We start from the raw sequence: 24,372 nt of genomic DNA on the forward strand, positions 1-24,372 counted from the left end.
AACTGGAAACGTTGTCAAGCCCTTATTGATTATGGATTAATTAACAATTAATCATTAAATACTGCAAAATCAGCAAGATTGGAATAATAAAAATCTCCCCAAGAGCTCGTAGATTCAATTTTAAAATATCGTGTGCTAACAGGAGCATCGAAATTCACATTTATCCAGGACTTCGCGGATTTTGGTAACTGAACTTCTTTTTCGATCGTCCAGGTGGTACCGTTTTGACTGGTATAAATTTTAATATCTTTTAAAGCTCCATTTAAATTGTCTCTATTTCGGAAAGAAACTCCTTTGGCTGTGATAGCAGCTCCCATATCTATTGCAAAGAAATGCGGTTGAATGGGTTGACTTGATTTCCATTCTGTGTGCCAGAATGTGTTTCGGTTATTATCCAATACATTAGATGCTTTCCCATCATTTTCTTCACTATCCTTGTCCACTATGGTCCAACCTGCAGTTGGTAAAAAAGTGTGTAATACCACTTCTTGAAGATTTGGAATATTATTATTGAAAGTATACAGGAAATTTTCTGTTGACCTTGTCCCATTCACATGCATGAATCCTAATCTCAATTGATAGTCTCCGCTTAGCTCATAAAAATCGGTTAATGGACATTCCAATTTAAAGGTATTATTTGCTCCTACTTTAGCAACCCATTGAACAGCATCGTAATCATTATTAGACCCATAAGGTGTTTTATCATGCCATACGACTACCTCGTTCACCGTTTTGTTGGTTGTAAAAGATCCTTCGACCACTATTTTATTATTTTCTACTGAAGAACGTAAAGTTTTTAACTCAAAATCTACTGGGCTATACCAATCTGTTCGAGTCTCGGTACTGAAGACTTGGCTTGTATTAAATGTTGCAGCAGTTGCACTCGTCAAAGAAGTAGTCGATATCCCATAAGTTGAGTTTCCGGCCCCCATTAATGCAGTACCCAAAGTCGATTGTAGGGATTTGTTCATTTTATTATGACTGGCATTCATTCCATGCCCTAGTTCATGCAATAATCCGCCAATCCAAACAGTAGCTTTCCAACCGGTTGTTCCTCCAATGCCTAAATTTTTTCGATCGAGGTTTGCATAATCCAAGGCATAACAAGTGGTTCCAGTTCCATAAAACGGTGGCCCACCAGGACTATTAGGATCTTCCGTAGTATAAGTTGGAATGATTATGAGATTATGTTCACTTTTCTTGGAAGATGGATGCTCTGTAAAATAAGCGTCTACTTCCTTTTTTACGGCCCCACTCCCACCTTCGTACGGATAAGTTGCTTTAGCGAATTTTCCTTTTAAATAAATAATATTGATCATTTGATCAGAAATTAAGTCTAGTCCGAAAGACTTTCTTCCATAACCTTCACGATCCATGTTATCGGCAAATTCATTTTGTGCGAAAAGCAGAATATCACTCAAGCGTTTTTTAAAATTGGGCACGGTATCCACATCGGTAGGCACGAAATAAATCACATTTAATTTATATGGATTGTCTCTCCATGCATTTGTTAATTCTGCATTCTCTTTTTCTTCTTCGGGCGCGGGCGGCAAAATTTCTATTTGATTTTTTTCACAGGAATAGGTTAAAATAAGCATACAGGCTATAGCCCGCAATAAGTGTAATTTTCTCATAATTAATTAGCAAATTAAATTTAATTCAGTGGTTGTTTATAATTATTTCATTTTAAGATGTGGATATTAATTAAAATAAAAAAGTGTTAATTTAATATCAAACGTTTGCGTTTAAGAAATAGCGTCTTTTATGTAACAGCTTTTGTTACATAATCTATAAAATGAACTGGATCAAAACCCTATTTATTGATTCCGAATATGATTGCTATTTAAAAAATCATACATTTGAAAATTACATATGAAAAGTATTTGATGTAAGTATATTCAAGAGTTTTCTAAAGCTCTATGAAAGTTCATGCTTATAAATAGTTATGTCTGCAAGCAGAAATTCAACCATGAGGAAAGCAATATTAGTTCATTTTACCTATTTAATACTGTTTTGTTCTAGCAGCTTCGTTTATGGACAGGCAGATCAAAATCTACAGGCTGATTCATTAAATTATGAATCGCAACGTAATCGAGTAAACGAGTTATTGGATCAACGGAGTAAAAAATTTGGAGAATATGGTACATCCTTAGAACAAAAAACAGGAGTTTTTGGATTGTTCAAAACCAAAGGGGACATGCAAAAGTCTAATGAAATACTACGTGAAATAGTCATTAATGACAATCACATTTTCATTGAAACAAGAAAACTATTAGAATTAAAAGATTCACAAAGCATTCGATACCAGCGATTAGCAAATGAATATGATGAGCAGATCAATTCTTATATGAAAACCATCAGCAAATTACAGGAGGCTAATGAGGGTCTAAAAAAAGAACTGATGGACTTAGGCAATCAACAGCATCAGCATAGCCTGATCTTCTACATTGCTGGACTCCTAATACTTATTCTTTCTGGCTGGTTAATCATGCTATACCGAAAGAATAGCCTAAAAAAATTGACGAAATAGTGATAAGAAGACTTTTATATATACTTACTTTTGCGCAAAGTTGTTTAAGTTAACACATGGCCAGACCGAGATTGAATAGCGGAGATTCCCGTTCGGAAGATTTACCGAAACCCAAAATTAGCAAAGATATCCTGAAGAAAGCATTCAAGATATTCTCCTACATCCAACCATTCAAATGGAAATTTACGATAGGTATGGTGTTTCTCGTTTTATCGAGTTTGACTATGCTGACTTTTCCGGCACTGTTAGGAGCCATGATCGATGCAGCCCAAGGAATAGAAACCTATACTTGGTTACCATCCAATGTGATGTACATCGGTGGATTGTCCATCTTTATACTCAGTATCCAATCGATCATTTCCTTTTTTAGAATTCGGATATTTGTAGAAATTTCAGAAAAGGCGTTGGCAAATTTACGTAAAGACACGTACCATCGTCTTATTACCTTGCCTATTGATTTTTTTGCGAATCGTCGCGTTGGAGAATTAAATAGTCGATTATCCTCCGATTTATCTCAAATACAAGATACCCTAACGACCACGCTAGCAGAAATGTTAAGGCAAACCATAAGTTTATGTTTTGGCGTGGTGCTACTCATTTTTGTTTCTCCAAAATTGGCATTAATGAATTTGAGTATTTTACCTATCATCATTGTTGTTGCAATCATCTTCGGGAAATTTATCCGAAAACTCTCCAAAGAAGCTCAAGATCAATTGGCTGATTCCAATTCAATTGTTCAAGAAACTTTGTTGGGTATAAGTAATGTGAAGGCGTTCGTAAATGAGTTTTATGAATCGAAAAGATATTCCGATAAATTAGGAAAAGCTGTAAACTTAGCGGTGAAAGGAGCTACCTATCGAGGAATATTTGCTTCATTTATCATTTTCGCCATTTTTGGTGCTATCATCTTAGTGATATGGTATGGCGCAACTTTAGTCTCTAGGAATGAAATTTCTGTTGGGGATTTAACAACCTACATCTTGTATTCGATGTTTGTTGCTGGATCCATGGGAAGTTTTCCTGAATTGTATGCCAATATTCAACGATCATTGGGAGCAAGCGAACGCGTATTGGAAATTTTAAATGAGCCAAAAGAAGACATCGATGTTAGCGAAGAGGATAAGAATATTCATCATGTATTTAAGGGGGATATCAGTTTCGACCATATCCGTTTTGCATACCCAACGAGACCAGATATTGAAATCCTTAGCGATATAAATTTCAACTTAAAAGCTGGAAAAAAACTTGCTATTGTAGGCCCTAGTGGAACAGGTAAGTCTACTATTGCCTCGTTAATTTTACAATTTTATCAACCTAAATCCGGAACCATTTGGTATGATGGAATACCCGCATCTAAATTGGCTTTAAAAGATATTAGAAATCAAGTAGCAATTGTTCCTCAGGATGTTTTATTATTTGGAGGTACTATCAGGGAAAATATTAATTATGGTAATTTATCTGCGAATGCAGAGGATATAATTACTGCGGCTAAACGAGCAAATGCGCATCAATTCATCATGGATTTTCCAGAAGGTTATGATACGCTAGTTGGTGAACGTGGTGTGAAATTATCTGGTGGACAAAGGCAGCGTATAGCGATTGCTAGAGCTCTTTTAAAGGATCCTGCCATATTAATATTAGATGAAGCAACATCTTCCTTGGATTCTGAGTCAGAGCGCATGGTTCAATTAGCCTTTGAAGAATTAATGAAAAACAGAACCTCCATCATCATTGCGCATAGACTATCGACCATCCGAGATGCTGACAGTATAATTGTTGTTGAAAATGGCTTTATATCCGAGCAAGGGACCCATAAGGAATTAATGACCAAAGGTACTGGCTTATATCAGCATCTTTATCAACTCCAATCATTACAAACTATAGATCGTTAATTTTTGTTAATTTCTAACTTTATGAAACTTTTTGGCTTATAGCTTGTTTATTACCTATAAACGTAGATATTTATTGTAAGAATAAACATATTCAATCATGGAAAAGAATAGAAATGGATTAGTGGCATTTGCCCTTTTAGGATTAGCTGTCGGCACAGCAGCATATTATTTACTAGGTACAGAGGATGGTAAAAAGCAATTGGATCGTGCGAATGAAGGCATCAAGGGCTTAACCAAATCTATTAAAGATCTTTCAAAAAAAGAGGCCAAAAGAGCTGCAAAATTTGCTCAAACGACCAAAGAAGATTTAGAAAATTTAAAAGATCGTGCTAAAAATGCAGGTAAAGACGCTATTGATAAAGCATCTTCAAAGGCTCAAGAATGGGCAAATAGAGCATCAGATGCTGCCAATTCAGCCAGCCATAAAGCAGAAGATCTAGCTGATAAAGCGAAATCTGAAATAAAAAACGTGTAATTTATAGGGATTAACTTGAGTCCAAGAGATTGATTCGTATCTTTGCGATGATGAATCTTTTCAATCAAGTTAAAACACTTATATACAAGGACGTTTTATTAGAATGGCGTTCAAAATACGCCATCAATAGCATCCTTCTTTATGTAGTATCCACAGTATTTGTTTGTTTTCAATCATTCAAATCTGTGGATGCTGTCGTTTGGAATACCTTGTATTGGATTATTATGTTATTTGCGGCAATAAATGCGATGAGCAGAAGTTTCTTACAAGAAACAAGTAATCGACATTTGTATTATTACTCCCTCGTAAACCCTAAAGCCATCATCCTAGCAAAGATTATTTACAATTCGGGCTTAATGATCTTAATGTTCCTAATTGCTTTTTTAGTTTACAGCATTATCTTTAATAATCCAGTAGTCAACATGCCTGTATACTTAATAAGCGTCTTATTAGGGAGCATTAGTTTTGCCACAGTGTTTACTATGGTAGCAGGTATCAGTGCGAAAGCAGGCCATAACAGTACCATTATGGCTATCCTCAGTTTCCCTGTGATTATTCCACTACTCATTGTTTTAATCCATCTTTCTCAATCTTCCATGCTCGGAGAGGATTTAGATACGAACCTTCGTCACATCTTCCTCCTGCTATCCATTAATGTCGTGACAATATCCATTTCTTTGTTGTTATTTCCTTATCTTTGGCGAGATTAATTTTTAAGTACAAATGAGAAAAAATTGGTGGAAAATCTTAGGGATTGTTCTAATAACAGGCTCGATTATAGGAGGCTTATTAGGACCTGTACCTAAATTGTATATTTTAAATGAAACTATTCGAAATGTGTATTTCCATGTACCCATGTGGTTTAGTATGGTTTTCCTATACCTGATATCTGTAATTTATAGTATAAAGTATCTAAACTCTGGGGATAAAAAACATGATTTTATAGCTGTAGAAGCAGTAAATACTGGAATTTTATTTTGTGCTTGTGGTTTAATGACAGGTATGCTTTGGGCAAATATTACTTGGGGAGACCCTTGGCCAAACGATCCACAATTGAATGGATCAGCCATAGCTACTTTGATGTATTTAGCGTACTTAGTATTAAGGAATGCATTAGATGAAGAGCAAAAGCGTGCAAAAATATCTGCAATCTATAATATTTTTGCTTTCCCTATCATGATTGTATTACTTTATATATTGCCAAAATTAACCGACTCTTTACATCCTGGGAGTGGAGGAAATTCCACCTTTGGTGATTTAGATATGGATAATACGATGAGACCCGTGTTTTATTCAGCAGTCATTGGTTGGATATTGGTGGGCGTATGGATTGCAACTTTAAGGTATAGAATCAGATTAATTGAGGACAAAAAACATAATTTATAAGCATGAAAAATTTTTTATTATCCATATTTATAGGAATGCTAAGCATTTCAACATTATTCGCCCAGGAACAAGTTCCAATGGCTGATGGATTGCGTTCTGAAGGTAAAATATATGTGGTTATTTTAGTGTTACTTGTGATATTTTTTGCCATCGCTTTATTTTTATTTTCATTGGACCGTCGTATTAAAAAATTAGAGAAGCATAACTAGACTATGTTAATAAACCAGCATCGTAATTTATCAGGACTAAACATTTTCCTCGTTACGTTAGTTGGAATCGTCCTCTGTTTAGGGGCATATTTACATCTTCCAGAAAATTTAACGCCAGTACTTGTCGAACCTAGTTTGGCAAATCTACTGCAGATCCAGATTGGGATAAAAATTTCCCCGCAAAGCAATGTTTTCATTACGTTGATATTAACCTTGCTTCAAGCATTTTATCTGAATCGTATCATAAACCATTATAACTTGTTAGGAAAACCAAATTTTCTAACTGCTTTAATGTTTATGACCTTGGTCAGTGTATTCATTCCATTCTTAGTGTTATCCCCAACATTGATTTGTAATTTCATTACAATTTGGATGCTGCAAAAACTCTTTAACATCTATAAACATGCTGATGTAAAAGGAATCATGTTTGATTTGGGCTTATTGGTTGCCTTAGGTAGCTTGATTTACTTCCCATTTATAAGCATGTTAGTATTAATTTGGGCAAGTTTGATAATTTATAGAACATTTGCTTGGAGAGAATGGGTAACCCCATTGTTAGGGGGATTTATCGTTTATTTTCTATTAGCCGTGGTTTATTATTGGACGGAACGAATGCCAGAATTCTACCGTATTTTTGAACCATTTACCTACGCACTACCGACAAGATTAAACATGGATGTTCATGATTATTTTGTCCTAATTCCCATTTGCATCGCTTTAATTGGATTTTTATTTATTTTGAAGGACAATTTTTTCAAAAGCATTGTTCAAATTCGAAAAAGTTTCCAACTACTATTTGTGATGTTAGTGTTAATTTTTGTGTCATTCTACTTAAACCATGATAAATCCGTCAATCACTTTTTATTAGCTGTTCCGGCTTTATCAATATATTTAGCTTACTTTTTCAGTAACGCTAAGAAAAAATGGTTTTATGAAGTTTTATATTTCACGATATTAGTCACCATAATCTATTTTCAGTTTTTCTAATTCCCTTAAAATTAGCTGTTTAACCTTTTTTAACAACTTAATATCCCGTGATTATTAAAAAATAGATAGTTTTGTAGCAAAATTCAGAGTATTATAGCCAGAATAGTACGTTTTCTTCTATAAATAGATTATACTATAAAATTGAAAACGTACCCATTAAAGCAAAGCAACATATTTAAAATTGAAACCGTTGAGAGAACTTTTTTCACATAGTAAAACAATCATTGCCCTAGGAATTGGTTTAATGTTACTCCAAAGCAATACAGGCTTAGCCCAATCCTCTACATCGCATTCACCTTATTCGCAATTTGGGATAGGTCAAATTCGTGAGGATTTACTTCCACAAACACGTGCGATGGGTGGAGTATCCACTGGTGTACGATATCAAGGAGGCTTACCAATCCTAAATATTTCCAATCCAGCAAGTTATTCTGCATTGAATAGAACCATTTTGGATGCTGGACTGTATGGGAATCTAACACAATTAGAAAAAAGTGGAAGCGTTGGAAATACTGCAGATTTTGCATTTAGCCATTTTGCCTTTGGTTTTTCTTTGAATAAAAGTAATGGCCCTAAAATTGGCGGGGTTTCTTTTGGATTATTGCCCTATTCGGATGTTGGTTATAGTACAGCAGCCACAAGACAAATCGATAATATTTCTTACAAAACAAGTCTTGTAGGAGAAGGTGGTATCAATAAAGCCTATGTAGGTTATGGCGTATCTCCATTTAAAGGCTTCAGTATAGGTGCGAATGTGGGCTTTTTATTTGGAAATTTATACGACAAATCAATGATCGAATTTCCTTACGAAGCCGGAATGTACAATACCGTGCAAACATTAACACGCGAAACTCGTGGCGCTACTGTTGATTATGGAGTACAATACTTCAAGTCATTAGGTAACCAATGGAATATCACTTTTGGTTATTCTGGTTCCTTAAATAATGCAGTTCGTTCAAAAACCAGTTCACTAGTTACCCTGACTCAAACCGATCCAGGTAGTGAAAATGTTGAACAAGTGGCACAAGACACTTCTGCATTTGATCTTTTATCGAATAGAAAATTCAACCTTCCTCTAAAACATAATGTTGGAATTACCCTAAGTAAAGGCATTAATTGGTCTATAGGTGCTGATTTTAAATATGCAGATTGGTCTAACTTCCAAACAAGAGAAGGTGAACAAAAACTAGGAAAAAACTTAGGATTTGCTATCGGAGGACAGTTTAAACCTGACGCGACTTCCAACAAATATTTAAATGTCGTAGATTATAGACTAGGTTTTAGATATAATAAATCACATATAACGATAAATAATCACCGATTATCTGATATGGCAGTCACTGTCGGATTAGGATTACCATTACCAGAAACAAATTTTGGAAGAACATTTTCCAATATCAATATCTCTGCGGAAGTGGGACAGTTAGGCACCATGAATCATAATTTGGTTAGGGAACGATACATCAATTTGAACTTAGGATTTACCATCAATGATGCCTGGTTTATTAGAAGAAGTTACGATTAATCATGTTTAGAAAGCATATTAAAAAATATCACTTATTGCCCCTATCATTTATCTTGATAGGGGCAATCTTGTCAATTGCCTGTGAAAATGACACTAAAGATATTGACCGAATGGCTAATATTCAAAAAAGCGAAGCGGTCGATGTTTCAAGAGATGTTTCCGTTATTTATAGTGACTCTTCTATTGTTAAAGCAGAACTTACTGCTCCCGAAATGCGTATTTACCACGACACGACAGGAAATGACAACGGAGACTATGAATTTAAAAAAGGTGTTTTAATCATTTTTTATGATAAAGAGGTCAAAGAATTACAAAGAATTAAATCAGATTATGCAATTCAACGAAATGCAACAGGAATTACTGAATTTAGAAAAAACGTCGTGATCACAAAAAATGACGGTTCAGTAATCAATACCGAAGAGCTGATTTACGACGAAAAGAATAAGAAATATTTTGGTAGCCAAGCAGTTACTGCGAAATTTATGGATGAACGTGGGGATATGCAAGGTACTTCATTCACTTCGGATATTGATTTTAACAATGTAATCATTCAACATGCTACGGGCTTATTATATCAAGCACCTAGCACTCCATTTCCAAGCTTTGGAAATCAATAATAGGGTTGAAAAAGAGGTAAAAAATATTTTAAAGACTGTAAGCATAATATTTTACACTTTTTTTCATAAAAGTTGTATCTTGCGCCTTGTTTTACAGAAACGAAACAATTAAGTAACTAAATTAAGCATTTAATAAATATAGTATACAATTATGGGATTAATGAGCTTTTTGCGAAACCGTGCAGGGTTAGTCATATTTGTGATTGGTTTAGCAATTATTGCATTTTTATTAGGGGATATCATCAACATGGGTACTCCATTTTGGCGTGAGAACCAAAATCAAGTTGGTAGTGTTAATGGCGAAGGATTAGACTATCAATTATTTAATAGCCAAGTTGATCAAACAACAGCGATGTATCAACAGCAAATGGGAGGAACTAACTCTCCACAAATGAAAAGTTATGCAATACAACAGGTTTGGAATCAATTTATCAGCCAAAATTTATTAAAATCTGAGATTGAAAACATAGGTTTAGAAGTTGGAAAAGAAGAATTAAACAGTTTAATCTTTGGAAACAACCCTTCTACCCAAATTATCCAGGCTTTTGCCAACCCACAAACGGGTCAAATCGACAAAAATTACATTGCCTCCGTTGTCGAACAAGCAAAAACAAATCCGGAAATAAAAGCACAATGGGAATCTCTATTAGCAAATGTAAAAAACGAACGCCTTCAAGCTAAATTCAATAATTTATTGAACAATTCCGTTTATACGACCGCTTTAGAAGCAGAATATGATTATAATTCTCGTAATAAATTAGCCAACTTCAAATATGTATTATTGGATTACGCATCTATCAGTGATGATCAAGTAAAACTAAGTGATGCTGACTATAAAGAATATTACGATAAAAATAAGAATGCATTTAAAAACACCGAAGAATCTCGTAATATAGAATATGTATCATTCGATGCAAATCCTAATGCAGCAGATACGGCATTAGCTTTAGGAGCTATTCAAAAATTAAAAACAGATCTTCAAGTATCTACTAATGACTCTTCATTTGTTTCCATTAATTCTGAAAACAAATACCCTGTTAGATATTATGGCAAAAATCAAGTTAGCCAAGCCTTAGATTCAGCAGTATTTAATGCCGCTCCAAATACGGTGGTTGGTCCATTCTTATCTCAGAATGTCTATGAGATTGCAAAAGTTATTGCAATTAAAAATAGTCCAGACTCTGTAAATGCTAGTCACATTGTAATTAATCCTGCTATTGAAGGGGGTATTGATAAAGCTACTGCGAAAGCAGATTCTATTAAAAACCTAATTACATCTGGTGCAAATTTTGCAGCATTAGCCATCGAGTTTAGTGCTGACCCAAATAGCAAAACAAATGCAGGTGAAATAGGTACATTAACACGTGGTATGGCTCCAGAGTTAGACGATGTGTTATTTGACAGTAAAACTGGGGATGTAAAAGTGGTCAGCACTAGTATGGGTGTGCATATTATAAAAATCAACAAACAAGTAGGTAATTCTAAAATTGTAAAATTAGCAATAGTTGATAAAGCTATTGAAGCAAGTAAAGAAACTACAGAAGCCGCCTTTGCACAAGCAAATAAGTTCTTTTCAGCCGCTACCAAAGATAATTTTGATAACATCGCAAAACAACAAAATTTAACTATTCAAAAAAACGAGCGCACCGTACCTATGGATAATGTATTCGGTATGGTAGAAGTTCCTCGTGAATTAGTACGCTGGGCATTTGAAGCAAAAGCAGGTGATATCACAGACAAAGTATACGAGACTCCTAACAATTTCTTCGTAGCTCGCGTAGTAAATATTCAAGCGAAAGGTATTCAGCCACTAGAGGCAGTTAAACCTATCATTGAGCCAGCAGTTAAAAGATTAGTTAAAGCTCGTATGCTAAAAGAGAAATTGAATAATGCCTTAAACGGTGCGAATTCAATTGATCAAGTAGCTCAAAAATTAGAGAAGAACGCACAAACTGTAGAAAATGTAGTTTTAGCTAACCCTGTAATCCCTGGAATCGCTGAAGAACATGCGGTTATTGGAACTGTATTTGGTATTCAACCAAACAAACCTTCGAAAGCTATTGAAGGCAAGCAAGGTGTTTATGCCGTACAAGTGGTTGGTTTTGTTAATCCAAAAGCATTAGCTGGTGAGGAGTTAAATACACAACAAAAACAAATTACAGCATCGAAAACACAACGATCATCGAATTACATTTTCAAAGCATTGCAAGACAATGCCAAAATTGTTGACAATCGTATTAAATTCTATTAATATATAATAGTTAAATTTACGGCTGGGTAATTTTAATTACCCAGCTTTTTTTATTTTTACTAAAATGGAAATTCAAGAAAATATCATAAACAAAGTTGCAGAAAGTGGATTAATGACCATTGATTTGGCCAACCATGCTCCCACCGCAGCCATTCGTATATACGATATTAAAGAGAATCTTTTTCATGGTCTTATATTGAAAGAAAAAGACTTCCGTGCATTTATTAAGGAACATGATTGGTCTCAATATTCGCAACAGCATGTTGGAATCATATGTTCTGCAGATGCGATAGTACCTACCTGGGCGTATATGCTGTTAACTACAAAAATTTCTGATTATGCCCTATCCATTCATTTTGGGAATGAAGAGACCGTTAGAAATATGCTTTTTGAGCAGAATTTGAACAACATAGATTATTCCCTATTTCAAGATCAACGAGTAGTCGTTAAAGGTTGTGGAGATATTGATATACCTGAATCGGCTTTTGTCACGTTCACAGCAAACTTATATAAGGTTGCTAAGAGTGTTATGTACGGTGAACCCTGTTCAACAGTTCCTGTATTCAAACGTAAAACTTAAACTTTTGTGCTAATCAAGGTCATCATATTATGAGAAGAATCATTACTATTGGATTATTGCTTTTGTTGACAACTGCAAATATCTTTGCTCAAACATTACCGTATCTAAAAGAACCTACCTTTAAAACTGGCGAAACCTTAAAATATAAATTAAGGTATGGGTTTATTTCAGCAGCATTAGGTACATTATCGGTTCATGATTCAAAATATGATTTTGGCACTAAAGAAGTCATGCATTTATCTGCTTTTGGTCAAACTTCAGGAGCCTTTTCCAAATTTTACACTGTCAAAAACCAATACGACTCTTATATAAATAAAGAAAATTTTCTTCCTTATTTATACACAGAGAATATCAAGGAAAACAATTACCGACGAGTTGAATATGCCACATTTGAGCATAAAATAAAACAAGTCAAGGGTAAAAAAGGAACATTTAAAAGCCCGACAGAACAAACATTTGACCTAGTATCGGCATATTATTTTTCTAGAAATTTAGATTTTTCAACCCTAAAATCAGGTGATAAATTTAAAATATCCTATTTTCTAAATGACGAAATTGCTCAGTTAGGGGTAGAGTATATTGGTGTTGAAAAGGTTAAATCTGTTTTAGGAGAATTAGAATGTATTAAGTTGAGTCCAGAAATATCTCCTGGAAGAATTTTTAAAAAGAATAGTCGTTTGTATCTTTGGGTCACCAATGATGGAAATAGAATCCCTGTCAAAGCACAAGTGGATATATTAATTGGTTCAATAACCATGGATTTAGTAAGTGCCGATGGATTAAAATATCCTTTAGGTACGCGTGTAAGTTATTCAAAATAAAAATGATAGAAGTTGGAAATGTATTAGTCCATGAGGATATCGTAAAAAATGATTTCGTTTGCAATTTAAGTAAATGTAAAGGGATCTGTTGTATCGAGGGAGATGCAGGAGCTCCACTTACGGAAGCTGAAACAAAAATATTAGAGGAAATTTATCCAAAAGTTAAACCCTATCTTACCGAAAAAGGCATCCAGGCCATTGAGCAACAAGGTAAGTATGTCATTGATGGAGATGGCGATTTAACGACCACATGTGTTGATGGAAACAAGGAATGTGCATACGTAACCTGGGAAAATGGCATCACTAAATGTGGTATTGAAAAAGCTTATGAAATGGGCGATGTATCCTGGAAAAAGCCCATCTCTTGTCATCTATATCCCATCAGAGCAACACACTATCCAGAATTTCATGTACTTCATTACGATCGTTGGCATATTTGTAAAGACGCTTGTACATTTGGACAAGAACTTAAAATACCCGTATACCAATTCTTGAAAGATCCATTAATTCGAGAATATGGAGAAGAATGGTACAAAGAGCTAGAAATTACCTTAGCTACGCAAGCATAAATTTACTATTTTTATAGTCAATTTTCAGAACGTACTGATGGTTTAATCCACTTTCATGTTAACATTAAACGAAATACAACTTCCTATAAAAGAACATCTCAAAAACTTTGAAAAAACGTTCAAAGCTTCTATGCAAAGTTCTGTGCCTTTATTGGATCATATCACGAGATATATAATTAAACAAAAAGGAAAACAGATGCGTCCGATGTTTGTTTTCTTCTCAGCAGGGCTATGTGGAGGCATTACTGAAGCAACCTATCATGGGGCTTCATTAGTCGAATTGCTCCATACGGCCTCATTGGTACATGATGATGTAGTCGATAATGCAAATGAACGAAGAGGGTTCTTTTCTATAAATGCATTATGGAAAAATAAGGTCGCCGTTTTAGTTGGAGATTTCTTGTTGTCCAAAGGATTATTACTTTCTGTAAAACACAAAGAATTTAACCAATTAAAAATTGTTTCAGAAGCTGTAGAACAAATGTCCGAAGGAGAGCTATTGCAAATTGAAAAAGCAAGGCACTTGGACATAGAAGAATCAATTTATTATGAGATAATTCGAAAAAAAACAGCATCTTTAATCGCATCTTGTTGCGCATGTGGAGCATCTTCCGCTGGTGCCGATGAAAAAACAATAGAAAAACTCCACCTTTTTGGCGAAAAGGTCGGAATTGCATTTCAAATTAAAGATGATTTATTTGATTTTGGTTTAGATGATGTGGGTAAACCGGTTGGGAATGACATTAAAGAAAAAAAGATGACACTTCCATTGATTTATGCATTATCGGTCGTAAACAAAGCTGAGAAGCGTAAAATCATTAACTATGTAAAAAATCACAATGACGATCCAACTAAAGTCACTGAAGTAATCAACTTCGTGAAATCAAATGGTGGTTTAGATTATGCAACAGAAAAAATGCTTCATTATCAGCAAGAAGCATTTGACATATTAAAGGATATTCCGGGGGGTTCGGAATACAAAACAGGTTTAGAACAATTAGTAAGATTTACAACAGAAAGAAAAAAATAACACATGAGCCACGAAGCACTATTTATGATCGGATTTATAATTTTTATAATTCTGATGTTAGCCATTGACTTAGGTCTTTTTTCAAAAAGTGATAAACCAGTATCCTTAAAAGTCGCCGCCATAATGAGTGCAATTTGGGTAGCATTCGCTCTACTCTTTGGATTACTTCTTTACAAATGGGGTAATGAATTGCACAATGTTCACGATATGGTTAGGCTAAAAGAAATTGTAGCGAAGCATTTCCATAACATTGTTATCAATGAAAATGATTTAGCAGCCAGTATACAACTTTATAACAAGAACCTTACTTTAGAATATCTAACAGGATATGTCGTTGAATACGCCTTATCTGTTGATAATATATTCGTAATGGTCTTATTATTTAATTCATTTGGTATTCCTGAAAAATATTACCACAAAGTATTAGTTTGGGGTATTTTAGGCGCTATTATCATGCGTTGTATCTTCATTTTCGTAGGTGCGGCTTTGATTACCAAGTTTGGATGGATACTTTATGTTTTCGGAGCGTTTTTACTATTCACAGGTATAAAAATGTACTTGAACAGAAATGCAGAAGAAGAGGTCGATCCAGAAAATCACAGTGTTGTGAAGTTCATGTCTAAGCATTTCAAAGTAACCCATAAATTAGATTCAGGAAAATTCTTTCACGAAGAGAATGGTGTTAAATATATGACTCCGCTATTCTTAGTGCTTATTGTTATTGAATTTACAGATTTAATATTTGCAGTAGACTCCATTCCTGCCATATTTTCTGTAACGAAAGATCCATATATTGTATTCTTTTCAAACATATTTGCAATTTTAGGTCTACGCTCGATGTTTTTCCTTTTAATCAACATTATTCACAAGTTCCATTACTTAAAAGTAGGGTTAGCATTCTTACTTATTTTTATCGGATTGAAAATGTTATTACATAGCTACCTTAAAGATTGGGGATTCACGACTTCGCATTCATTAATCATAATATTAGGAATATTAGCAATAAGCATTGTCGCCTCATTGATTTTCCCTAAAAAACCGGAATACGATAAAAATTAAGTAAAAATCACTTACATAACTGTTAAGAGCTCATTAATAAAACTAATGAGCTCTTTTTTTATGCTAACCGATGGCCATTGCATCGACTATAAAAATCCAGTCTAAAGGAAGTGCTTTACACTTAGCCGTAAATGAACCATAATCTATTATTATTAACGAATATCATATATTAATAATTTTACGCTTAAGATTCGTTAGGCCTTGGATGATTTTATATATTCGTGCGTTTATACAAAATAAAGAACCAAATGAATTGGAATAAAAAAATTTTATTTGCAGCATTATTTCTCGCTGCCTCAAGCACTTATGCCCAAGACAATTTAATAAACGCTCTAAAAGGCAATGCAAGTGACAATAGTAAGGAAGGTTTTAAATTCACAGAACTTATCAATTTAAAAAACACTTCTGTAAAAGACCAAGGATCATCGGGAACTTGCTGGTCGTATTCAGGAAATTCATTCATAGAATCAGAGATGATTCGTATGGGTAAAGAACCCGTTGAAATTTCCCAAATTTATACCGCCAGAAACACCTACATCGAAAAGGCGAAGAACTTTGTACGTTTACATGGTGTACAAGCCCAAGGCGATGGAGGACAATTGCACGATGTAATGACGATTTTCAAAAAATATGGTGCAGTACCTTACGAAGTTTACACCGGTTTAGCAGAAGGACAAACGCGCAATAATTTCAGCGAAATGGCGCCGATTATCCAATCGATAACAGAAACCGTAGCAAAAAGTAAAAAACCATCCAATAACTGGTTGGCCTCCTTTACCGCTGCGATGGACTCCTATTTAGGTCAAGCACCAACCTCATTTGACTATAAAGGAAAAACCTATACCCCTAGAACATTTGCCGATCAAGTAATAGGGATTAAACCTGCAGATTATGTGGGGATCTCTTCTTTTGATGAACATGCCTACTATAAGCCATTTGTCTTATTAATTCCAGACAACTGGTCTTTTGAAAGTTTTTACAATGTAAAAATTGATGATTTAACTTCAATTATTGATCATGCTTTAGTGAATGGATATACTGTTGCCTGGGCTACTGATGTATCAGAGAAAACATTTAGTTGGAAAAATGGAATTGCCTTTATTCCAGAAAAACCCATTGAACAGATGTCCAAAGAAGAAATAGACAATATGTTTAATGGTCCAAAACCAGAAGCTAAAACAACTGCAGCACAAAGACAAGAATCTTTTGACAATTACAGCACCACTGATGACCACGGTATGCATATAACAGGATTGGTTAAAGATCAAAACGGTAAAGAATATTACATTGTGAAAAACTCATGGGGAGTGTCCAATGATTATAAAGGGTATATGTATGCGACAAAAGAATACGTTCGTGCAAAAACAATATCTTTATTACTTCATAAAGATGCCTTAAACAAAGAAATGAGAAAAAATATTTCCATTAATTAACATTATCCTCAAAAAGGAAACTGTTAAACACTGTTAAAACAACAAAATTAAACCATCAAGAATTAAAAAATCTTGATGGTTTAATTTTATATCCCTACTTTAGACAATTGTTAATTACAAATGAACTGATTATGAAAAAGTTACTATTGCTATTGTTTATTTTCCCCTTTTTGGCCATTAGCCAAGAACAAGGAATTCAATTTGAGCACCAAACTACTTGGGCTAAAGTTAAGGAGAAAGCTAAGTCAGAAAACAAGCATATCTTCGTTGATGTATTTACCACCTGGTGTGGACCTTGTAAATATATGGCTGCCAATATTTTTCCTCAAGAAAAAGTTGGAACATTTTTCAATAAGAATTTCGTCAATTTAAAAATACAAATGGATGAAACTCCAGCAGATTCTGAAGAAATCCAATCATGGAGAGCTGAAGCAAAACGTTTTGCAAAGGACTATAGCATTCAAGCTTATCCAACATTCCTAATTTTCAATCCGAATGGCGAATTAGTGCATCGTATAGTTGGAGGTGGAGAAGCGGATGATTTTATTGCCAAAGCAACAGAAGGTCTAAGTCCAGAAACCCAATACGTTACAGTTAAGAAAAAATTTGAAGCGAATCCAAATGATCCCTTGCTTGCCAAAAAAATAATTTCATTAGCGATTAAAGCCTATGATCAAGAATTAGCATCTTCAGCGATGGAAGTTTTCATAAAAAACACCAAAAAAGAAGACCTTTTCACCAAAGAAAATTTACAATTAATATGTCATTCCGTTAAATCAAGTAAATCAAGCGGATTTACATTTATTTTAGAAAACAAGGATAAAATTGATCAAATCCTTGAAGAAAAAATAACTAATCAATTGTTGTCTGTGACTATTATTAATACGGAGATTTGGCCTTTAATCCAAGCTTCAAATGAAGATATTCTTAATCAAACTTATGCAAACGTATCTAAAAAATATCCAACATTAGATATTAACCCGTACATGGCTCAAATTAAAACCAGTTATTACTTACAAAAGAAAAATTGGGTGGAATTTAGAAATGCCGTGCAGGAATATATTAATGCCAATCCAAGCAGGGTGCACCCTAGTGAGCTAAACAATTTCGCCTGGTCTATATTTGAAAATTGTGACGATCCTAAATGCTTAGAATCTGCATTAGCTTGGTCAAAGAAGTCCATTGAAAACAATGAAGATCCGATGTTTTTAGACACGTATGCTAATTTACTTTACAAAACTGGTAAAGTGAAAGAAGCCATAACTGTTCAAGAAAAAGCACTTTCCTTAGTCGATAACGATTCCAAAGTAGATTACCAGAAGACCTTAGATAAAATGAAAAAAGGCATTCCTACTTGGGGTCAAGAACAAGGGGAATAATTCAAAAGTAATAAATCAAAAACACGAAAGGCGCTGAAATATAATTCCAGCGCCTTTTTATTCTTATCGCTAAGCCTATTTAACTTCTTTATAAGCGACTTTCATGTTTTGAAACATAAACGCCCACTTATCCGTTTGTTCTGCGATTACCATAGCAGTAGGCTTACCTGCGCCATGACCAGCATTGGTTTCTATTCGGATCAACACCGGATTATCGCCTTTATGATATTCTTGTAACCTTGCTGCAAATTTAAAAGAATGCGCTGGAACTACGCGATCATCGTGATCAGCTGTTGTCACCATTGTAGCAGGATAATTAGTCCCTGGTTTTAAGGCATGGTAAGGCGAATATTTGTATAAATACTGAAACATCTCGGCGTTATCATCAGCCGTTCCATAATCATATGCCCATCCTGCCCCTGCAGTGAATTTATGGTATCTTAACATATCCAATACCCCAACGGCTGGAAATGCTACCTTAAACAATTCTGGCCTTTGTGTCATTGAAGCAGCAACCAATAAACCACCATTCGAACCACCTGCAATTGCCAATTTTTCAGATGAGGTATATTTTTCATTCAGCAAGTATTCCGCAGCAGCAATAAAATCATCAAAAACATTCTGTTTTTTCAATTTTGTACCTGCTAAATGCCAGTTTTCTCCATATTCACCACCACCTCTTAAATTGGCAACAGCAAAAACACCACCTTGTTCCATTAATATAATATTACTAGTGCTAAATGCAGGCGAAAGGCTGATATTAAAGCCGCCATAGCCATAAAGCAAAGTAGGATTAGTACCATCTAATTTGATCCCTTTCTTGTAACTTAAAATCATCGGTACTTTCGTTCCATCTTTGGAGGTATAAAACACCTGCTTAGTTTCATATTGAGTTGGATCAAATTGAATACCCGAAGATTTATAGACTTCGGAAGTGCCCGTAGTCAAACTGTATTTATAGATCGTCCCTGGATTAATATAATTGGTGAAGGAGAAATAGATTTCCTGATCTTCCTTTTTGGCGGAAAAACCAGTTGCCGTCCCTATTCCAGGCAATTCTACTTCACGCTCTAATTTACCCGCACGATCAAATTGTTTTACCAAGGAAGTTGCATCCTTCAAGTAATTGGCAAAAATTTTACCGCCAGCCATACTCGCAGACAATACATTATCAGTTTCAGGAATTAAATCCGTCCAAGTTGCAGGTAAAGGATTAGCAAAATCTGTTTTGATTATTTTACCATTTGGCGCATTTAATTCTGTATAAATCATCAATGTATTCCCCTCATTATCCAATACACTGTGGTTTTTTTCCATATTATTCACTACCGTCACAAACGGACTGTTTTCTACTGCCAAATCCTTAACGTACAACTCATTACCAGAAGTCGTATTGGCTGCAGTTACAACAAGGAAACGCTCATCTTCAGTCAATGCAGCACCAATATACCTTCTTGGCGTACTCGCACCACCGAATACAAGTTGATCCGAACTTTGTGGCGTATTAAGCCTATGGAAATACAATTTGTGCTGATCCGTCATTGCAGACAAAGCAGACCCTTCTTTCGGTTTATCATAGGAACTGTAATATATACCTTCATTACCTTTCCAAGCCAAACCACTGAATTTTACGTTTTGTAAGCTATCGCCAACAACTGATTTATCCGCTGTATTAATAATGATAATTTTAGTCCAATCAGAACCACCCTCCGAGATTTGATAAGCCGCTAACGAACCATCTTTACTAAAAGACAATCCGGCTAATGAAGTAGTCCCATCACTTGAGAATTTATTAGGATCTAAAAACAACTCTTCTTTCGTGTCATCAGCTTTTTTACGATACAAAACAAATTGGTTTTGTAAGCCATCATTTTTATAAAAATAGGTATACTCCCCTTCTACAAATGGCGCTGAAAACTTTTCGAAATTCCACAATTTCTCCAATCGTTGGCGAATTTGTTCACGATAAGGAATTTGACCTAAATAATCTTGGGTAACTACATTCTCTTCATTAACCCATTTTTTCGTTTCTTCCGAAAGATCATCCTCCAACCATCGGTATGGATCTTCGACTTCAATGCCAAAAAAGATGTCCTTTTGTGGCCCTTTTGCAGTGTTTGGGTACGGTTTCACAGTAATATCAGATTTAGATTCGATTACTTTTTCTTGCTGACAAGAAGTAATCCCTAAGGCAATTATGCCTAGACACATGTATTTAATCTTCATTTAATTTCAATTAGTTTAAACAAAACTAAGGATTTATTTCACTAGGCAAAAGCGCATCACTTGGTAAAACCTATTAATTATGCTAGTTTTGAAACGTATGGCTGATAGAAAAAACATTTATTTTGCATCAGATTTTCATCTAGGATCCTTTCCTTATGAACACTCAAAGTCTAGAGAACAAGAAATCATCGCATGGTTAGACTACATTAAAGAGGATGCAAAAGCGCTATATTTAGTAGGAGATATATTCGATTTTTGGTTCGAATATCAAACGGTCGTTCCCAAAGGTTATATTCGTTTTTTAGGAAAGTTAGCGGAGCTAGCCGATCTAGGTGTAGCAATCATACTTTTCAAAGGAAATCATGACATGTGGATGTTCGGGTATTTTAAGGAGGAGTTAAACGCTAAAATCATAGCTGATGAATTGACCACAACCATCGATGGCAAGAGTTTTTACATCCACCATGGGGATGGCTTAGGACCAGGCGACAGGAAGTATAAATTCTTAAAAAAAATATTCAGAAGTTCACTATGCCAATGGCTCTTTGCTAGACTGCATCCAAATTTAGGAATTGGAATTGCTAGGAAATGGTCTAAACATAGTCGACTATCCAGTGGTGCCGAAGAAAAATTTTTAGGAGAAGAAAAAGAATGGTTATACGTTTATACAAAAGAATTAATAGCTAAACAAGCCTGTGATTTTTACATATATGGCCATCGTCATTTACCATACGACCTTACTATAGCTCCTGGTGTACGGATTATCAATTTAGGAGAATGGATAAACTATCGTAGTTACGCCGTTTGGGATGGCGAACAATTAAGTCTAAAAACATGGAATTCAGTGAAATCGCGTTAAACATTTATCCCCTGTCTGCGGATGCATTAGAACTTTTAGAATCCATTGTACAGCAAATCAATGTGCCTAAAAACCATATCTTGATAGAAGCTGGCAAAGCTGCTCCATTCATTTACTTTCAAATGGAAGGAATATCTAGAATATACTACCATAAAGAACATAAGGAAGTGATATTAGGCTTTACCTTTCCTAGCGATGTACTCATATCCTTAAAAAATTACAGTATCCAAGAGAAAGGTTATGAATCCATTCAAACCTTAGAACCCTCCATATTATATCAAATTCCCATCAAAGCATTACAATTGCTATACGATCAATCACTAGAAATTGCTAATTGGGGAAGAAAACTAGCCGAAATAGAAGCCTTAAAAATTGAATCCCGATTGATGTTAAGGCTGTTCAACTCGTCTAATGAACGATATTTAGAACTTTTAAAAAAGGCGCCAGACTTAACTAACCGCATAAAATTAGGTTATATCGCCTCCTATCTTGGAATATCCCAAGTGACCTTAAGCCGCATTAGAGGAATAAAATAAGCTTCTATACTTCGGATAAGACCCTGACCTTTTCAAAACATTATTACGATTTAAAAAGTCTTCATTTTTTAACATTTGTTAAAAAAATTCTCTTTGATTTTAAGGAGTTTTGTGAAATTAAAAAAAACAACTATGAATTGGATTATATTAATTTTCGGAGGCTTATTTGAAGTATTATTTACTTTTTGCATAGGTAAAGCCAAAACAAGTGTTGGCAATGAAATGTATTTATGGTATTTAGGCTTTCTTGTCAGTGTTACGATAAGTATGGGCTTATTAATCAAAGCCACACAAACCTTGCCTTTAGGTACAGCTTACGCCGTTTGGTCAGGAATCGGTGCTGTAGGTACTGTTTTAATGGGTATTATTATCTTTAAAGAGCCTACAGATTTTTGGCGAATCTTCTTTATTTTCACGCTTATAGCATCTATCGTTGGGTTAAAAGCAGTTTCTTCTCATTAACTAAAAATAAACGCTTAAAATTCCCTATTTTTGTCGATTAATAGTGTTCCCCAGATTCTATCTGGAAGTATGAAGCTATAGATAAAATTATGTTAGAAAAATTACAAGCGATAAAAGAACGTTGGCAGGAAGTAGAAGCTGAATTAAGCAAGCCCGATACGATCAATGATATGAAGCGTTTCGCAAAATTGAATAAGGAATATAAAGACTTATCCAAGATTGTTGATCAATACCATATTTACAAAAATATGGTGAGCAATATGGAGACCAACAAAGACATTCTATCCAACGAAAAGGATCAAGAATTGCGAGAAATGGCGAAAGAAGAAATCGACCTGTTATATACGCAAATCGAAGAAAAAGAAGAAGAAATTCGGTTAATGTTAATTCCAAAGGATCCAGAAGATGCGAAAAATGCAATCCTTGAAATTCGTGGTGGAACAGGTGGAGATGAGGCTGCCCTATTTGCAGGCGATTTATACCGGATGTACACTCGTTATTTTGAGAAAAAAGGTTGGCGCAACGAAGTGATGGACGTGACCGAAGGTACTTCAGGTGGATACAAAGAAGTAATTCTTAAAGTAATTGGTGAGGATGTCTATGGACAATTGAAATACGAATCTGGTGTTCATCGGGTTCAACGTGTACCAGATACCGAAACTCAGGGTCGTGTTCATACCTCAGCAGCTTCCGTAGCTGTATTACCTGAGGCAGAAGAAGTCGATGTTGAAATCAACCCAGGAGATATTGAAATGCAAACTTCACGTTCAGGTGGTGCTGGTGGACAAAACGTAAATAAAGTAGAAACTAAGGTTCAGTTAACCCACAAGCCTTCAGGTATTGTTGTCGTTTGTCAAGTAGAACGTTCCCAACTTGCCAATAGAGAACTAGCAATGGAGATGTTAAGAAATAAACTCTACGAACTCGAAGTGCAGAAAAAACATGGCGATACGGCTGCGAAACGTAAAACAATGGTCTCTACAGGTGACCGTTCAGCAAAAATACGTACCTATAATTATCCACAAGGCCGTGTTACCGAACATCGTATTGGCTTAACGATGTACAATCTTGTAGCTATTATGGATGGTGATATTCAGGACATTATCGATGCATTACAATTTGCTGAGAATGCAGAAAAAATGAAAGAGGGAGCTGTAAACTAAGATTTTTTAAAATTTTATTAGCAGTTCTAGAAATAAACACTATATTTGCACACCTTCTAAAAAGAAGGGAATCGATCTTAAAAATATTTGCATCGCAAAATAAATTTCACAGAATAGATTTAGATCTTGAACGTAGAAATTTTAAGATTACGCAAGGGTCTGGTAGTTCAGCTGGTTAGAATACATGCCTGTCACGCATGGGGTCGCGGGTTCGAGTCCCGTCCAGACCGCAACATCGAAGTTTAATACTTCACATGTTCTTTAAAAGTTTAGGTTATTTTAGTATAACGCATCAAGAATAACAAATTGGTCTGGTAGTTCAGCTGGTTAGAATACATGCCTGTCACGCATGGGGTCGCGGGTTCGAGTCCCGTCCAGACCGC

At 35.0% G+C, this 24,372-nt stretch carries 23 protein-coding genes and 2 tRNA genes; 23 read left to right on the forward strand and 2 right to left on the reverse strand.

The genetic code is table 11. The features are described from left to right. Positions 1 to 47: 47 nt before the first annotated feature. Positions 48 to 1,634: a discoidin domain-containing protein gene (locus ACFRAE_RS13760; protein ID WP_422797743.1), complete on the reverse strand. Its 1,587-nt coding sequence runs from the start codon at positions 1,632 to 1,634 to the stop codon at positions 48 to 50. 335 nt (positions 1,635 to 1,969) lie between these two features. Here ACFRAE_RS13760 and ACFRAE_RS13765 point away from each other — a divergent pair, with 335 nt between their 5' ends. From ACFRAE_RS13765 to ACFRAE_RS13845, 17 genes are all read left to right on the forward strand, one after another. Continuing rightward, a complete protein-coding gene (locus ACFRAE_RS13765; protein WP_422797744.1) occupies positions 1,970 to 2,530 on the forward strand; it encodes a hypothetical protein in 561 nt (186 codons plus the stop codon). Between the two features lie 56 nt (positions 2,531 to 2,586). Then, positions 2,587 to 4,422 carry an ABC transporter ATP-binding protein gene (locus ACFRAE_RS13770; RefSeq protein ID WP_422797745.1) on the forward strand — a complete coding sequence of 612 codons (1,836 nt, stop codon included), beginning with the start codon at positions 2,587 to 2,589 and terminating at the stop codon, positions 4,420 to 4,422. A gap of 97 nt (positions 4,423 to 4,519) precedes the next feature. Further along, on the forward strand, positions 4,520 to 4,897 hold the full coding sequence (locus ACFRAE_RS13775; protein ID WP_422797746.1) for a hypothetical protein: 378 nt from the start codon (positions 4,520 to 4,522) through the stop codon (positions 4,895 to 4,897). Positions 4,898 to 4,947: 50 nt separating this feature from the next. Beyond that, the gene (locus ACFRAE_RS13780) at positions 4,948 to 5,607 is read left to right on the forward strand and encodes a heme exporter protein CcmB (protein ID WP_422797767.1); all 660 of its coding nucleotides are present in this window, start codon (positions 4,948 to 4,950) and stop codon (positions 5,605 to 5,607) included. A gap of 13 nt (positions 5,608 to 5,620) precedes the next feature. Then, a complete protein-coding gene (gene ccsA, locus ACFRAE_RS13785; RefSeq protein WP_422797747.1) occupies positions 5,621 to 6,283 on the forward strand; it encodes a cytochrome c biogenesis protein CcsA in 663 nt (220 codons plus the stop codon). A gap of 2 nt (positions 6,284 to 6,285) precedes the next feature. Continuing rightward, positions 6,286 to 6,492, forward strand: a complete 207-nt coding sequence (locus ACFRAE_RS13790; protein ID WP_422797748.1) for a CcmD family protein — start codon at positions 6,286 to 6,288, stop codon at positions 6,490 to 6,492. A gap of 3 nt (positions 6,493 to 6,495) precedes the next feature. Beyond that, entirely contained in the window at positions 6,496 to 7,479 is a 984-nt protein-coding gene (locus tag ACFRAE_RS13795; RefSeq protein WP_422797749.1) for a DUF6427 family protein, read from the forward strand. 190 nt (positions 7,480 to 7,669) lie between these two features. Continuing rightward, entirely contained in the window at positions 7,670 to 9,004 is a 1,335-nt protein-coding gene (locus ACFRAE_RS13800; protein ID WP_422797750.1) for a hypothetical protein, read from the forward strand. A gap of 2 nt (positions 9,005 to 9,006) precedes the next feature. Then, entirely contained in the window at positions 9,007 to 9,621 is a 615-nt protein-coding gene (gene lptC, locus ACFRAE_RS13805) for an LPS export ABC transporter periplasmic protein LptC (protein ID WP_422797751.1), read from the forward strand. Between the two features lie 151 nt (positions 9,622 to 9,772). After that, positions 9,773 to 11,872, forward strand: coding sequence for a SurA N-terminal domain-containing protein (locus ACFRAE_RS13810; RefSeq protein WP_422797752.1), 2,100 nt, complete (start codon positions 9,773 to 9,775; stop codon positions 11,870 to 11,872). A 64-nt stretch (positions 11,873 to 11,936) separates the two neighbouring features. Next, complete coding sequence (locus ACFRAE_RS13815; protein ID WP_422797753.1) at positions 11,937 to 12,452, forward strand: DUF2480 family protein; 516 nt, start codon at positions 11,937 to 11,939, stop codon at positions 12,450 to 12,452. Positions 12,453 to 12,481: 29 nt separating this feature from the next. Next, positions 12,482 to 13,273, forward strand: a complete 792-nt coding sequence (locus tag ACFRAE_RS13820) for a DUF3108 domain-containing protein (protein WP_422797754.1) — start codon at positions 12,482 to 12,484, stop codon at positions 13,271 to 13,273. Positions 13,274 to 13,275: 2 nt separating this feature from the next. Then, positions 13,276 to 13,842, forward strand: coding sequence for a DUF3109 family protein (locus ACFRAE_RS13825; RefSeq protein ID WP_422797755.1), 567 nt, complete (start codon positions 13,276 to 13,278; stop codon positions 13,840 to 13,842). Between the two features lie 55 nt (positions 13,843 to 13,897). After that, positions 13,898 to 14,872, forward strand: coding sequence for a polyprenyl synthetase family protein (locus ACFRAE_RS13830; RefSeq protein WP_422797756.1), 975 nt, complete (start codon positions 13,898 to 13,900; stop codon positions 14,870 to 14,872). A 3-nt stretch (positions 14,873 to 14,875) separates the two neighbouring features. After that, positions 14,876 to 15,931, forward strand: coding sequence for a TerC/Alx family metal homeostasis membrane protein (locus tag ACFRAE_RS13835; protein ID WP_422797757.1), 1,056 nt, complete (start codon positions 14,876 to 14,878; stop codon positions 15,929 to 15,931). A 248-nt stretch (positions 15,932 to 16,179) separates the two neighbouring features. Next, positions 16,180 to 17,364, forward strand: coding sequence for an aminopeptidase C (locus ACFRAE_RS13840; RefSeq protein ID WP_422797758.1), 1,185 nt, complete (start codon positions 16,180 to 16,182; stop codon positions 17,362 to 17,364). Between the two features lie 131 nt (positions 17,365 to 17,495). Next, a complete protein-coding gene (locus ACFRAE_RS13845) occupies positions 17,496 to 18,743 on the forward strand; it encodes a thioredoxin fold domain-containing protein (RefSeq protein ID WP_422797759.1) in 1,248 nt (415 codons plus the stop codon). A gap of 75 nt (positions 18,744 to 18,818) precedes the next feature. Here the strand turns inward: ACFRAE_RS13845 and ACFRAE_RS13850 are convergent, their stop codons facing one another. Beyond that, entirely contained in the window at positions 18,819 to 20,969 is a 2,151-nt protein-coding gene (locus ACFRAE_RS13850) for a prolyl oligopeptidase family serine peptidase (RefSeq protein ID WP_422797760.1), read from the reverse strand. A gap of 79 nt (positions 20,970 to 21,048) precedes the next feature. Here ACFRAE_RS13850 and ACFRAE_RS13855 point away from each other — a divergent pair, with 79 nt between their 5' ends. The 6 genes from ACFRAE_RS13855 to ACFRAE_RS13880 all read left to right on the forward strand — a co-directional run bounded on the left by ACFRAE_RS13855 (position 21,049) and on the right by ACFRAE_RS13880 (position 24,371). After that, complete coding sequence (locus ACFRAE_RS13855) at positions 21,049 to 21,828, forward strand: UDP-2,3-diacylglucosamine diphosphatase (protein ID WP_422797761.1); 780 nt, start codon at positions 21,049 to 21,051, stop codon at positions 21,826 to 21,828. Then, complete coding sequence (locus ACFRAE_RS13860) at positions 21,804 to 22,364, forward strand: Crp/Fnr family transcriptional regulator (RefSeq protein WP_422797762.1); 561 nt, start codon at positions 21,804 to 21,806, stop codon at positions 22,362 to 22,364. Before ACFRAE_RS13855 ends, ACFRAE_RS13860 begins: the two co-directional genes overlap by 25 nt. Before the next feature lie 132 nt (positions 22,365 to 22,496). Further along, on the forward strand, positions 22,497 to 22,826 hold the full coding sequence (locus ACFRAE_RS13865; RefSeq protein ID WP_422797763.1) for a DMT family transporter: 330 nt from the start codon (positions 22,497 to 22,499) through the stop codon (positions 22,824 to 22,826). Between the two features lie 89 nt (positions 22,827 to 22,915). Beyond that, positions 22,916 to 23,989 (forward strand): peptide chain release factor 1, encoded by a 1,074-nt coding sequence (gene prfA / locus ACFRAE_RS13870; RefSeq protein WP_422797764.1) that lies wholly within the window; start codon positions 22,916 to 22,918, stop codon positions 23,987 to 23,989. A gap of 156 nt (positions 23,990 to 24,145) precedes the next feature. Continuing rightward, positions 24,146 to 24,219, forward strand: a tRNA-Asp gene (locus tag ACFRAE_RS13875). Between the two features lie 78 nt (positions 24,220 to 24,297). After that, positions 24,298 to 24,371, forward strand: a tRNA-Asp gene (locus ACFRAE_RS13880). The last annotated feature ends 1 nt before the right edge of the window (position 24,372 follow it).

Origin of the sequence: Sphingobacterium sp. HJSM2_6 (assembly GCF_049316305.1) — a bacterium.
Classification (GTDB): Bacteria; Bacteroidota; Bacteroidia; order Sphingobacteriales; family Sphingobacteriaceae; genus Sphingobacterium.